Annotated in this window: 15 protein-coding genes; 3 read left to right on the top strand and 12 right to left on the bottom strand. The window is 36.8% G+C overall.

The features are described 5' to 3' along the window. Nucleotides 1–4 precede the first annotated feature (4 nt). The 5 genes from HMPREF0518_RS03315 to murB form a co-directional block, all read right to left on the bottom strand. A complete protein-coding gene (locus tag HMPREF0518_RS03315; RefSeq protein ID WP_003626069.1) occupies nt 5–1078 on the bottom strand; it encodes an ABC transporter substrate-binding protein in 1074 nt (357 codons plus the stop codon). Further along, a complete protein-coding gene (locus tag HMPREF0518_RS03310) occupies nt 1075–1890 on the bottom strand; it encodes an ABC transporter permease (RefSeq protein WP_003626068.1) in 816 nt (271 codons plus the stop codon). The genes HMPREF0518_RS03315 and HMPREF0518_RS03310 overlap by 4 nt, the downstream gene beginning before the upstream one ends. Continuing rightward, nucleotides 1887–2699, bottom strand: coding sequence for an ABC transporter permease (locus HMPREF0518_RS03305; RefSeq protein ID WP_023191916.1), 813 nt, complete (start codon nt 2697–2699; stop codon nt 1887–1889). Before HMPREF0518_RS03305 ends, HMPREF0518_RS03310 begins: the two co-directional genes overlap by 4 nt. Then, nucleotides 2689–3786 (bottom strand): ABC transporter ATP-binding protein, encoded by a 1098-nt coding sequence (locus HMPREF0518_RS03300; protein ID WP_023061657.1) that lies wholly within the window; start codon nt 3784–3786, stop codon nt 2689–2691. The genes HMPREF0518_RS03305 and HMPREF0518_RS03300 overlap by 11 nt, the downstream gene beginning before the upstream one ends. Before the next feature lie 65 nt (nt 3787–3851). Next, entirely contained in the window at nt 3852–4748 is an 897-nt protein-coding gene (gene murB, locus HMPREF0518_RS03295; protein WP_003626065.1) for a UDP-N-acetylmuramate dehydrogenase, read from the bottom strand. A 97-nt stretch (nt 4749–4845) separates the two neighbouring features. Here murB and HMPREF0518_RS03290 point away from each other — a divergent pair, with 97 nt between their 5' ends. After that, the gene (locus tag HMPREF0518_RS03290; protein WP_003626064.1) at nt 4846–5379 is read left to right on the top strand and encodes a 3'-5' exonuclease; all 534 of its coding nucleotides are present in this window, start codon (nt 4846–4848) and stop codon (nt 5377–5379) included. 6 nt (nt 5380–5385) lie between these two features. Here HMPREF0518_RS03290 and tsaE read toward each other — a convergent pair whose 3' ends face one another. From tsaE to HMPREF0518_RS03275, 3 genes are read right to left on the bottom strand one after another with little or no spacing between them, the layout of a single operon-like run. Then, a complete protein-coding gene (gene tsaE, locus HMPREF0518_RS03285; RefSeq protein WP_003626063.1) occupies nt 5386–5886 on the bottom strand; it encodes a tRNA (adenosine(37)-N6)-threonylcarbamoyltransferase complex ATPase subunit type 1 TsaE in 501 nt (166 codons plus the stop codon). After that, on the bottom strand, nt 5886–6875 hold the full coding sequence (pta, locus tag HMPREF0518_RS03280) for a phosphate acetyltransferase (RefSeq protein WP_003626060.1): 990 nt from the start codon (nt 6873–6875) through the stop codon (nt 5886–5888). The genes tsaE and pta overlap by 1 nt, the downstream gene beginning before the upstream one ends. 11 nt (nt 6876–6886) lie before the next feature. After that, on the bottom strand, nt 6887–7585 hold the full coding sequence (locus HMPREF0518_RS03275; protein ID WP_003626058.1) for a uracil-DNA glycosylase: 699 nt from the start codon (nt 7583–7585) through the stop codon (nt 6887–6889). A gap of 68 nt (nt 7586–7653) precedes the next feature. Between HMPREF0518_RS03275 and HMPREF0518_RS03270 the strand changes: the two genes are divergently transcribed. Next, entirely contained in the window at nt 7654–8535 is an 882-nt protein-coding gene (locus tag HMPREF0518_RS03270; RefSeq protein ID WP_003626056.1) for a Cof-type HAD-IIB family hydrolase, read from the top strand. Between the two features lie 6 nt (nt 8536–8541). Continuing rightward, a complete protein-coding gene (locus tag HMPREF0518_RS03265; RefSeq protein WP_003626053.1) occupies nt 8542–9063 on the top strand; it encodes an LURP-one-related/scramblase family protein in 522 nt (173 codons plus the stop codon). Between the two features lie 330 nt (nt 9064–9393). Here the strand turns inward: HMPREF0518_RS03265 and tpiA are convergent, their stop codons facing one another. From tpiA to HMPREF0518_RS03245, 4 genes are all read right to left on the bottom strand, one after another. Next, on the bottom strand, nt 9394–10152 hold the full coding sequence (tpiA, locus tag HMPREF0518_RS03260) for a triose-phosphate isomerase (RefSeq protein ID WP_003626051.1): 759 nt from the start codon (nt 10150–10152) through the stop codon (nt 9394–9396). A gap of 25 nt (nt 10153–10177) precedes the next feature. Then, complete coding sequence (locus HMPREF0518_RS03255; RefSeq protein WP_003633479.1) at nt 10178–11389, bottom strand: phosphoglycerate kinase; 1212 nt, start codon at nt 11387–11389, stop codon at nt 10178–10180. Nucleotides 11390–11501: 112 nt separating this feature from the next. Further along, entirely contained in the window at nt 11502–12518 is a 1017-nt protein-coding gene (gap, locus tag HMPREF0518_RS03250) for a type I glyceraldehyde-3-phosphate dehydrogenase (RefSeq protein ID WP_003626047.1), read from the bottom strand. Between the two features lie 55 nt (nt 12519–12573). Beyond that, entirely contained in the window at nt 12574–13605 is a 1032-nt protein-coding gene (locus HMPREF0518_RS03245; RefSeq protein WP_003626045.1) for a sugar-binding transcriptional regulator, read from the bottom strand. Between the last annotated feature and the right edge of the window lie 193 nt (nt 13606–13798).

Below are 13798 nucleotides of genomic sequence, written 5' to 3'. Positions count from 1 at the left end.
ACTTTTAGCGTGCATACATTTTAAATTCTAAAAACAGGTCATTATATTCTTGTGTTTTTTTAGGGCCTAAATCTTTGAACACTTGTAAATTGCGCAACGTTTTTTCATCAGGATAAAATTGCTTATCTTCTCTTACTCTCTTTGGCAACAAAAGCTGTGCCTCGATATTGGGCGTTGCATATCCTACATATTCCGCATTTTGAGCAGCATTTTTAGGTTCAAGCATAAAATTGATAAATTTAAGGGCCGCTTTTTTGTTTTTAGCAGTCTCAGGAACAACAAAGTTATCAAACCACAAATTTGAGCCTTGTGTAGGCACAACATAATGTAAATGTGGATTGCTCTCCATCATTTCATATGCTTCACCTGACCATGTCACTCCAATAGCTGCTTCATTCTGAATCATGTACATCTTCATTTCATCAGATATGATCGCCTTAATATTAGGACCTAAACTATCTAACTTCGTTTGTGCTAGACGTAATCTTAAGCTGCTCGTAGTGTTCATAGAATAGCCTAATGAAACTAAGGTCATCCCCATTTCATCCCTAGCAGAGTCAACTAATAAAATTTGATTGCGATATTTTTTAGACCACAAATCATTCCAGTTTTTAATAGAGCCTTTCTTAACGAATTTATCATTATAAACAATTCCTAATGTCCCCCAGAAGTAAGGAACGGAGTAATCATTATTTTGATCAAAAGATTTATGCAAAAAACTCTTGCCGATATATTTCATATTAGGGATTTCTTTTTTATCTAATCGATCAAGCAAATGAGCTTTTAGCATCTTAGTAACCATATAATCAGAAGGAATAGTTAAATCGTAAGCTGTTCCTCCCTGCTTAATCTTGGTATACATCGCTTCATTTGAATCAAAAGTTTCATACACCACATGATAACCAGTTTGCTTTTCAAATTTTTTTACTAATTGAGGATCTAAATAATCACCCCAATTATAGATAATCAAATTTTGTCCGTTGCCTGCAACAGCTGGTTTTTCTAATCGATTTGCCCAAAATGCTAATCCTAAACAAGCTAGAAGAGTTGCTCCAATGGCAATGATAATCTTTTTCATTTGACCAACCCTCCTATTACTCTATGATTCTTGCATCTACTCTTTTTAGTGGTAATAAAGTAATAGATTCCTACTAAAAGCAAAACAAACAGAAACATCACAGTACTCAAAGCATTAACTTCTAAATCAATTCCCTGACGTGCTCTTGAATAGATTTCTACAGATAAAGTCGAGAAGCCATTTCCAGTAACAAAAAACGTTACAGCAAAATCATCTAATGAATAAGTTAATGCCATAAATAGACCAGAAAAAATCCCTGGCATGATTGTTGGGATCAACACATGACTAAAGACTTGCCACGAATTAGCACCTAAATCCCGTGCAGCATCAATAAGAGAATAATCCATTTCATTAAGCCGCGGTAAAACCATCAATACCACAATTGGAATAGAAAAAGCAATATGACTAAGCAAAACAGAGCCGAAATTCAGTCCTATTCCCAATGCTGTAAAGAAGATCAAAAAACTAGCACCAATGATTACATCAGGTGAAACCATCAATACGTTATTCAAGGCTAAAGTAGCATTTTTATGTGACTCCTTTTTCATAGCACTAATCGCAATCGCACCAAATGTGCCAATAATTGTCGCAATCAAACTAGAGAGAAGTGCCAACAAAATCGTTTCTAAAAAGATAGCCAGCAAACGATTATCTTGGAACAAAGTTTGATAATGAGCAAAAGTAAAATGCTCAAATTTATTCATATTTTTGCCACTTGAAAAAGAAAAATATATCAAATAAAAAATTGGCACATACAATAACACTAATGTGAAAGAAAGATATATTCTAGCTATTAAATGCTTGTTTCTCATAGGTTAACCTTCTTTCTCTTAGTCTTTTTGTTGGTAAGGAGCATTACCACTATCATCAATATGATCAAAACCACGCCAATCGTGGCACCCATATTCCAATTCATAGTTGTCATGAAATACTCTTCGATTGCAGTACCTAAAGTAATTACCTTGTTACCACCGATTAATCGCGTCAACATGAAGAGCGATAGTGATGGAATAAAAATGGCTTGAACACCGCTTTCCACGCCAGGACGTGATAATGGCCATAGCACATAGCGAAATGTTTGCAACTTGCTTGCCCCTAAGTCTTTCGACGCTTGAATCACCGCTGGTGAAATTTCTTTAATCGCATTAAAAATTGGCAAAATCATAAACGGAATTTCAATATAAGTCGCAACAAAAACAAAGGCAAAGTCGGTAAACAAAATATTTACGGGGCCGATTCCAAATAAATGTAAGAACTTATTAACTAAGCCATTATTACCTAAAATTCCAATAAATGCGTAAGCTTTTAGCAATAAATTTATCCAAGTTGGCAAAATAATTAATAAAAGCCATAACTGCTGATTCTTCATTTTAGTTAAAAAATATGCTGCCGGATACGAGATTAACAGGGTAATCAACGTAATTAAAAAAGCATACCAAAATGAATTAATCATCATTTTAAGAAAAGTACCATTCTTAAAAAATGTGACATAGTTGCTTAAAGTAAAGCTATGACTGCTATCTGTGAATGAATACCATAAAATAAGCAAGATTGGCAAAATGACAAATAAGATAATCCAAGCCAAATATGGGACCAAAAAGAAAGCTTTCTTAGTTTTCATTTTCATCCCCCTCATATTTCTCTATCCGTGCATCAAAGTCTTCTTGACTTTCATTAAGCCGCATAACGTGAATATCTTCAGGATCAAAAAACAATCCTACTCGTTCACCCAATTTCACTCCATTAGTTGAATGAATCAGCCATTCATTTTCATTAGCATCAACAGCCTTAATTTCAAAGTGATCCCCCAAGAAAAGCTGTGTCTGGGCTGTAACAACAATATTGCCTTTTTCAGGCGCAACAATATCTAGGTCTTCTGGTCGAATCACTACCTCAACTTTTTCGTTTGGTTTAATTCCACCATCTGCACACTTAAATTTATTGTTAGCAAATTCGACTTCGTAATCTTTGATCATTCGCCCTGATAAAATGTTGGAATCTCCAATGAAACGAGCAACAAAATCATTAACCGGCTCATCATAGATCGCAACAGGACTACCACTTTGCTGAATCATGCCATCGTTTAAAACAAAAATTTCATCACTCATAGAAAGGGCTTCTTCTTGATCATGCGTAACAAAAATAAAAGTAATCCCAAGTTTCTTTTGAATGGCTATCAATTCAAATTGCATGTCTTTACGCAAACGCTTATCAAGAGATGACAGTGATTCATCAAGCAGCAATACCTTAGGTTTATTAACAATTGCCCGGGCAATTGCCACACGCTGTTGTTGTCCACCACTAAGTTCTGATATTTCACGATTAGCATATCCATCCAAACGAACCATATGAAGTGCTTCTTTAACCGCTGGTTTAATTTTGTCCATCGGCTGCTTTTTAATCTTTAGACCAAATGCAACATTTTCAAAAACATTTAAATGCGGAAAAAGCGCATAATTTTGAAAAACGGTATTAATATGACGCTTAGCTGCATCTAAATCTGTAATGTCTTTTCCATTAAAAAAGACTTGCCCACTACTGGGTTGTGAAAAACCAGCAATAATTCGCAAAATAGTTGATTTGCCAGATCCACTTGGGCCAAGCAAAGAATAAAATTTTCCTGATTCAATTGTTAAATTAATATCCTTAAGCGCAACAAAACCATCATCATATTGCTTAGTAATGTGCTTTAATTTAATAATATCCATTTCCATCCCCACATAAAAAACAACTACAAGTTTGATAGCCTGTAGCTTGTTTTAGTTACTCTTTTTTATTTTTCCTTACCGATAATTCTTACTTCCGTATGCAAATCAATATCGTATTTCTCCTTGATTACTTTTTGAATAAGATGGATCAAATTAAGGTAATCTGTCGCAGTAGCGCCGCCTTTATTAACAATAAAGCCTGCATGTTTAGTAGAATCTTGAGCACCACCAACTTGTTTCCCCTGTAATCCAGCCTTAATAATCATTGGCCCTACAAAGTGACCTGTCGGTCGTTTAAATACGCTACCACATGAAGGATATTCAACTGGTTGCTTATACCGACGCAGTGCATTTAGATAATGCATATGATCTAAGATTTCTAACTTATTACCAGGAGTAAGTGAAAACGTAGCGCTAAGTACAATGTCACCATTATCTTGAACTAAGGAATGGCGATAACTAAATTCCATTTCTTTATTGGAGTAGGTCTTAAATTCTCCTGCTCTTGTTAAAACCTTGACACTTTCTACTACTTCTTGCATTTCACCGCCATAGGCTCCAGCGTTCATAAATACTCCGCCGCCTATACTGCCGGGGATGCCTGCCGCAAATTCCATGCCGCTTAATCCATGATGCGCTGCGGTAAAAGCAGTATCGACAATCTTTGCGCCTGCATCAGCTGTTACTTTATTATCTTTTACTTTTATTTCTTTTAAATCCGTTAAAATAATAACTAAACCATCTATTCCGCCATCGCGAATAATCAGGTTTGAGGCATTACCAATAATCGTTAATGGAATTTTATTTTCACGAGTAACTTTCACTAATTTTTCTACTTCATCAGTACTCTTCGGAAAAGCTAAGTATTCAGCTTCCCCACCAGTCTTAGTAAAAGTATATCTACTTAATGGAATTTGCTTTTTAATATTAATTCCCTGTTTTTTTAGATCAAGTAATTCCACAATTTTGCCTCCTTATAGTTTCTTGTTTTATTTTACATCATATAGAGCCTGGATTCACTCATAATAATGTGATACTTTATTTTCAAAGGAGAAAATTATGAATTTTATTGCAATGGATTTTGAAACAGCCAATCATTTTCCTGAAAGTGCTTGTTCACTAGCTCTAGTAATGGTTAGAGACAACAAAATCGTAGATCGTTTTTATACAGTAATTAATCCGCAAATGTCTTTTGATGCTCGTAACATTCAAGTGCATCAAATTACCGCTGATGATGTTAAAAATGCGCCGACTATGGCTGAAGTTTGGCCTAAAATAAAAGGATTGTACCAACCAGGTATGTTGGTCGCTGCTCATAACGCTAGATTTGATACCAACGTCATGCGTCAAAGTTTAGCGCGTTATAACATTGAAGAACCACATTATTTGGTTATCGATACTTTGGCTACAAGCAAGTTATTTGAACCTGAACTGCCTAACCATAAGTTAGATACAGTTTCAGACGCTTTAGATGTAGAATTATGGCACCATCACAACGCCTTAAGTGACAGCGAAGCGTGTGCAAGGATTTTAATCAATCAGAATAAAAAATTCGGCGATGAAGCGATTAAAAATTTAATTTATCAAATTTAAAAAAATCTAGGACATGAATAATCCTAGATCTTTTTCATATTCAGTTAAAGCATCCTTAACCCATTCTTCATTGCGTTTGCCATGCGCATTTAACTCAACTACACGCTTGGTTGAATCCCAGCTGTCATCTACTCTAGTGACTGTTAATTGCAAATATTCATCAGGCAAATCATTCATTACTAATTGAGGCCATTCGATTACTACCAAGCCTGGTTCAGCAAGATAGCCATCTAAATCGATTGAGGACAAATCATCATTTTCCAAACGATAAAAATCCATATGGAAAAGTGGTAATTTAGCTTCACGATACTCACGCACAATAGTAAAAGTTGGGCTTTTAACTGGGCGATGTACGCCTAACGTACGACCTAAGCCTTGTGTAAGAGTTGTCTTACCTGCACCTAAATCTCCATTCAATAAAAGCAAATCATGAGGCTTAGCTGTTTTAGCTAAAGATGCACCTAATTTTTGCATCTCCTCTGCAGAATTAATTTCTAACTTAGTCATTATTTTTCATCCTTTGCTAAAGCTTGGGCAGCGGTAACAATTGCCAAGTCATAAATATCCTGTTCACTGCATCCACGAGATAAATCATTAACTGGTGCAGCTAGACCTTGTAAAATTGGTCCTACAGCAGTGAAACCACCCAAACGTTGAACCATCTTGTATGCGATATTTCCTGATTGAAGTTCTGGAAATACAAAGACATTTGCATGACCAGCTACTTTAGAACCAGGTGCTTTCTTTTCACCAACAGTTGGAACAAATGCGGCATCAAATTGCAATTCCCCATCTGCAGGAATTTCTGGGTGACTCTTTTGGAACATTGCGGTTGCATCATGAACCTTATCAACCATTGGTCCTTCGGCAGATCCTTTAGTAGAAAAGCTTAAAAATGCTACTTTTGGATCAATTTCAGCCATCTTAGCGGTTAATGCTGATTGATAACCAATTTCAGCTAAAGTTTCTTTATCTGGTTCAATATTAATTGCACAATCGGCAAAAATGTATCTTTCATCGCCCTTTTCCATGACAAAGGCACCGGACACACGATGCATCCCTTCAGCCGCATGAATCAATTGCAAAGCAGGCAAAACAGTATTTGCAGTTGAATGAGCTGCACCTGATACCATTCCATCAGCTAAGCCCATCTTTACAAGCATGGTGCCGAAATAATTTTCCTTAGCTAATTTTGCTCTGGCTTCAGCTTCACTAGTATCTTTTCTTCTAGCTTCTATAAATACTTTTACCATTTCATCTAAATCTGCATAATTATTAGGATCATAAATTTTTACTCCGGCAAGATCCAAATTATTTTCTTCAGCTGTCTTGGCAATATTCTCTTTGTTACCAATTAAAATCGGTTCAATTATGCCGTCCTTGTTCAAATTAGAAACGGCAGTCAAGATTCTTAAATCATCGCTTTCGGGAAACACAATTCTCTTTTTGTTTTTTGCTGCTTCAACTTGTTTTTTAAATAATGAAAATACGCTCATATATATACCTCTTATGCTAAATCAGATTTATTTACTGTTTCTGACAATTGCCAATCGATTGGCGTCTCGCCAAAATTAAGTAGTGCCGTATTACAACGTGAAAACGGACGCGAGCCAAAAAATCCTCTATCAGCTGAAAATGGACTCGGATGAGATGATTTTATAATAAAGTTCTTACTTTGATCAATTAATGGGATTTTATTCTGAGCAAATCTACCCCATAAAATAAAAACAACCTTTCCTCGCTCACTTAATGCCTTAATAGCAGTATCTGTTACATCTTCCCATCCTTTACCTTGGTGACCATTAGCATGGGCATAAGGGACAGTTAATACGGCATTCAAAAGCAATACACCTTGATCAGCCCATTTCTTTAAATAGCCATGGTTAACTGGACGTGCACCAACATCGTCATAAAGTTCTTTATAAATATTTCTAAGCGATGGTGGTAATGGTGTACCTGGCATAACAGAAAAACTCATGCCATTTGCCTGTCCTGGATTATGATATGGATCTTGGCCCAAAATCACCACTTTAGTTTTATTAAATGGCGTTAATTTAAAAGCAGTAAAAATATGATACATATCTGGAAAAATACGTTTATTAGAATATTCTTCCTTCAAAAAATTATGCAATTCGTGATACTTATCACTTGCAAAAACTGGATCTAAAACCTTATCCCAGTCATTACCGATTAATTCTTTAGCCAAGTCTTACACCCTCTTTTCTAATCTCCTTTATGGTATCATTAATTTAATAGTAATTGGGAGGAAATTTTATGATCAAATTGGTAGCTTGCGATCTCGATGGTACATTATTTAATTCTGATATGTCCGTTTCTGAAGCAAATATTCAAGCTGTGAAAAATGCACAAGATAATGGCATTGAATTTTTAATTGCTACCGGTCGAGCTCCACGTGAATCTCGTGCCATTCTAAAGGATGCTGGTTTGCACACGGGTTTTATTAATTTAAATGGGGCCTTAGTTTTTGATGAAGACAGTAAATTAATGGTCAAACATAAGATTCCCACTTATAAAGCCTTAGAAATAGTTGAATTATTGCATCAAGCAGGATTTTATTTTGAAATAATCACCGCTGATCAAGTTTACACTGAAGATTTAAACCAACGTATCTCTAATGTAGCTCATTTAATGGTTGACCTGAATCCTTTGCTTGATTTCAAGCAGGCAGTTGCAATTTCTGCAGGAAACAAGACTATTATGAATATGAAGCAAGTTGACCATTTTGAAGATTTATTACATAATCCTGAGGTTGAAGTGATGAAAATCATTGCATTTGATTCACGTGGTCATGAAGCTTTTGATAATGTTAAAAAAGAAGTAGCGCAAATTGGAGATTTAGTTGTTACTTCAAGTTCATCATCTAATATTGAAATTAATGCTCAGCAAGCACAAAAAGGTATTGCCTTACTCGACTATGCTAAGCTAAAAAATATTAAGCGTGATGAAATTGCCGCTATTGGAGATAATCTCAACGATGAAAGCATGATTCGAGAAGCTGGAATAGGTGTAGCGATAGGTAACGCTGTTCCAGTAATAAAAGGATTAGCACAAATTACTACTAAAACTAATAATGAAGACGGTGTAGCTTATATATTAAATCAATTTGTAAAGGAAAATAAACAGGATCAGAGGTGACAAAGTATGTTGTTCTGGCTAGAACTTAATCAAGAAAAAGATTATGGTCAAATTCCTGTGATCAATCCTAAGGGAAAAATTGAATTTATTATTCAAGGTAATCTTGATAATCCAAATCATACTTTATATCTATATGACACCAATAGAAATGAAATTGGGCGTTTATTTACTGATGGTACAGGATTGATTGCGTCCTTCACGATCGACGTAGTAGATCATTCTTTAGTTAGTGTTAAAAAGCTTAACACTCCTAATACCAACATATTTTATTTAACTCAATTAAAATATATTGTTACAGGAAGCATTAAGCGAGGAACTTATACTTTTAGATCTGGCTTTAAGAGTATTGCCAATGTTAAAACAATCGTGGCAGAACACGGCGTTGTTTTAACTTGCAATATCACTAAGCCAGAGGACATTCCATTTATCTTACTCACTTCAGTATTATTTACTCAATGGCATGGCACTCCATTAAAATTGCCAACATTTCCACCAATTGCCAAAAAGTTGGAAATAAATCCTAATTAAATAGAAAAAACCGTTATGAAAGATCTTCATAACGGTTTTTCTAGAAAGTAATATAGATATAGATGTATCTTCTGCCATAAAGTTTGTATTTATTAAGTAATAAGGAATTATTAGGCAGAGACTGAATAATGAAGGTTTACTCTGTATTATTTCAACCTCCATTACCTATTATACTTTTTTAGATAAAAAATACAAGGGTTAGATGTTATTATTTACCAATGTATTCCCTTATATTTAGGCGTCGGCAGCAGCTTTTAGTTTTATCATCTGTTATTAAATGCATACAAAAAGGAACTTCTTTATGTAAGAAGTTCCTTTTTAGTAATCAAATTAGTCTTGGTAGTTTACTAATTCTAAGTATGATTCAGGCTTAAGTGAAGCACCACCAACTAAGCCACCGTCAATGTCAGGCTTTGACATTAATTCCTTAATATTAGCTGGCTTTACAGAACCACCGTATTGAATACGAACGTTTTCTGCAGTTTCTTCGTTGTACAAGTCCTTAACAGTTTCACGAATAGTCTTGCACATTTCTTCAGCTTGGTCTGATGAAGCAGTCTTACCAGTACCAATAGCCCAGATTGGTTCATAAGCAATAACAAGGTTTGAAACTTGTTCAGCAGTAAGACCATCTAAAGCAGCCTTAATTTGACCAACAACCCAGTCTTCTTGCTTGTTTGCTTCACGGGTTTCAAGTGATTCACCACAGCAAATAATTGGCTTTAAGCCATTAGCAAAGATTGCCTTAGCCTTCTTGTTAATGTCTTCATCAGTTTCGTGGAAGTAGCCACGACGTTCTGAGTGACCAATAATTACGTAGTCTATACCCATTTCTTTCAAGACCTTAGGTGAAGTTTCACCGGTGTAAGCACCTTCGTCTTCAAAGTAACAGTTTTCAGCACCGGTGTGTAAGTTTGAGCCCTTAGCTGCTTTTCTTAAAGCATCAAGGTCAACTGCAGGTGCACAAATAAGTGATTCTACCTTACTTGGATCTGGCAACTTGTCCTTAACAGCGTCAACGAATTCAGCAGTTTGTTCTGGATTCATGTGTAACTTCCAGTTACCAGCAATAATTGGTGTACGACTCATTAGTCTATTATCTCCTTAGCTAAAATTACTTGTCTTGTACGCAAGCGATACCTGGCAATACCTTACCTTCAAGGTAGTTAAGTGAAGCACCACCACCAGTTGAAATGTGGCTGATCTTAGGTGCGATACCCAATTGCTTAGCAGCAGCAGTTGAGTCACCACCACCGATAATAGTAGTTGCGTCAGTAAGGTTTGCTAATGCACGACCGATTTCCAAAGTACCTTCTGCGAAATTAGGCATTTCGAAAGCACCCATTGGTCCATTCCAAACAACAGTCTTAGCATCCTTTAAGATATCCTTGAACTTAGCAATAGTCTTAGGACCAATGTCAAGACCCATCATGTTGTCAGGAATGTCATCACCAACAACTTCACGTGAAGCATCGTTTGAGAATTCAGTTGCAGCTACGTTGTCAACTGGAAGAACGATCTTGTCGCCAGCCTTTTCAAGCAATTCCTTAGCAAGGTCTACCTTGTCAGCTTCAAATAATGATTTACCGATCTCGTGACCTTGAGCTGCTAAGAAGGTGTAAGCCATACCACCACCGATTAAGATGTGGTCTGACTTAGGAATCAAGTTGTTGATAACACCGATCTTGTCTGAAACCTTAGCACCACCCAAGATAGTTACGAATGGGTGTACAGGATTGTCAACAGCGTCACCTAAGTACTTGATTTCCTTTTCAAGTAAGTAACCAGCAGCTGCAGGCTTACCATTTTCCTTCATTGCAGTAGCAATACCAACGTTTGATGCGTGACTTCTGTGAGCAGTACCAAATGCGTCGTTTACAAACATGTCACCAAGGCTTGCCCAGTATTCGCCAAGCTTAGGATCGTTACCTGATTCACGCTTACCAAAGTCATTGTCGATATCTTGGAATCTAGTGTTTTCAAGAACAACAACGTCGCCATCCTTCATGTTGTTGATAGCGTCTTCAACTTCTTTACCTTCGTTTGATGGTACAAAAGTTACAGGCTTCTTAAGAAGTTCACTTAAACGTTCAGCAACTGGCTTTAATGATAATTCCTTCTTATCAGCATCTGACTTAACACGGCCCAAGTGACTAAGTAAAATAGCCTTACCACCATGTTCAATGATGTACTTGATAGTTGGAAGTGCAGCAACGATACGGTTGTCATCACCGATAACGCCGTCCTTAATAGGAACATTGAAGTCTACACGTACTAAAACCTTTTTGCCTTTAACATCAAGATCGTCAACGATTAATTTAGCCATTATAATCCTCCGATTATTTTGATATTTTTCCTTCAAAAAAAGGCGGAAGGAAGAATCTCCCTCCGCCTTCTCAATTACCACTTAACTATAATCAGTTAATTTAAATTAATGATTAAAGAGTAGCAAAGTGTAATAAAGTACGAACCATTTGGCAAGTGAATGAGTATTCGTTGTCGTACCAAGCAACAGTCTTAACTAATTGCTTGTCACCTGCAGTAGTTACCATAGTTTGAGTTGGGTCAAAGATTGAACCAGCAGTCATGTTCAAAACATCGCTTGAAACAATGTGGTCACCATTGTAAGCAAATGCTGGACTTTCGTACTTCTTCATAGCTTCGTTAACTTCGTCAGCAGTAACCTTCTTGCTCAAGATTGATACTAATTCAGTTTCTGAACCATCTGGAACTGGAACACGTTGTGCGTGACCGTTCATCTTACCGTTCAAGTTTGGCAATACTAAACCAATAGCCTTTGCTGAACCAGTAGTATGAGGAATAATGTTTTCAGCAGCAGCACGAGCATCTTGTTCCTTACCACTACGTGCAGGACCATCCAAAGTCATTTGAGTACCAGTGTATGCGTGTATAGTAGTCATAGTAGCAACTTCGATACCGAATTCCTTGTCCAAAGCGTTAGCCATTGGTGCAAGTGAGTTAGTAGTACATGAAGCAGCTGAAACAATCTTATCGTCAGGAGTCAAAGTGTTTTCGTTTACTGAGTAAACGATAGTCTTCAAGTCGTTACCAGCTGGAGCTGAGATCAATACACGCTTAGCACCTGCGTCAAGGTGAGCTTGTGACTTAGCCTTGCTAGTGTAGAAACCAGTACATTCAAGAACAAAGTCAACACCATCGTTCTTAACCCATGGGATGTTTTGTGCTTGTGGTTCAGCGTATACGTGGTACTTCTTGCCGTCAACTACGATAGCGTCTTCAGTTGATGAAACTTCGTGGTTGAAAGTACCATGAGTAGTGTCGTACTTAAGTAAGTAAGCAAGCATTGATGGAGTAGTCAAGTCGTTAATAGCAACAACTTCGATATCCTTACTCTTTTCGCCTAAATCCATAATACGACGGAATGCTAAACGACCGATACGGCCGAAACCGTTAATACCAATTTTAACTGTCATAACCTAAAAGTCCTCCTTTAAGAACTATAAACAACAATTTATTTTAAACGGGATTTTATTTCCCCTTTAAAATCATATTTGAGGCACTTTCATCAGTAATTAACCAGGTTTGATGAGGTGCATTTGGCATATATGCTTTGATTGCCTTGGCTTTTCTTGCACCACAGGCAAAGGCAAATATGTGGGGTATTTTGTATAGGTTCTCAAACTGTAATCCAACCTGGGTTATACGGTCGACAACCTTGCCATTTTCATCGAAGAAACACCCGAAACATTCGGTGACGGCCTTCTTTTCGCGAAGCTCGGAAAGTCTAATTGAATTATATCCTCTTCGCTGTGCCATTTCTTGGGCTAACCCAATGCCATGAATCACAGCATCGCTTTGCGAAATATCTTGCAGAACATCCGCAATCGAGGATTCACGTATCAAAGATTTATACGCTGCATCTGAAACTTGTTCAGGTAAATACAATGTTTTGTAAGTACCCGAGGTTTTAGCTGCCATTTCTTGGACGATTGTATTACTTTGTGTTTCTACATTTTCGCCCAAAGCTCCTCGACCGGGAACAAATTCTAACTGGCGGTTATTTCCTAAACTAGGAGATAAATACTTAGCGGATTTTGCTAAAGCCGCTCCACCTAGAATTGTAACTATTGAATGACCTAATGGCAAGAGTAAACTTAATGCTGAACTTAACTCTTCCCCCATCTCTTCATAAACGCGATCTTGTAAATCAGCATTGCCAGGCACAATCAAGGTTCTTTCGATCCCTAGCTTCTTAGCTAATGCCAATTCCGTTTCACCCGCATTAAAGAGACGATCAATCAACGGACCTGCATCTTGTAATGTCTTCTTGCCCTTTTCAGTTAAGAACATGCCGAAACTTTTAGTTTCAATCAAACCTAACTGACTTAAATATTCAGTCTCAGTTCTTACATTTCTCTCTGAAAGCCCTAAATGCTGAGCCACACTTCTCCGCCCAATTGGTGCATGAAGTGCTATCTGCTCAAGGACAAGATACCTTTGTCGAAGAATCTTTAAGACGTCGGGAACGAGCGCTTCGAGCAAAGAAAAGTCCGAATTCATCGTTCCCTCCTTTCCCTGGGACAATGTGTGACCATATCTGTGTCGATTACTGTCCCAGAATACTTAAAAATATAAGAGAAACGTATAATTATCTCAAATTCATACATTTCCCAATCGACACTGTTAGTATAACAATGTATTTTTCGTAATTCAAGAAAAAGATGTGTTATTTAAAAAAATTGTAAGGCTTACA

This window comes from Lactobacillus helveticus DSM 20075 = CGMCC 1.1877, assembly GCF_000160855.1.
Lineage (GTDB): Bacteria > Bacillota > Bacilli > Lactobacillales > Lactobacillaceae > Lactobacillus > Lactobacillus helveticus.
This window is presented reverse-complemented; position numbering and strand designations above follow the sequence as displayed.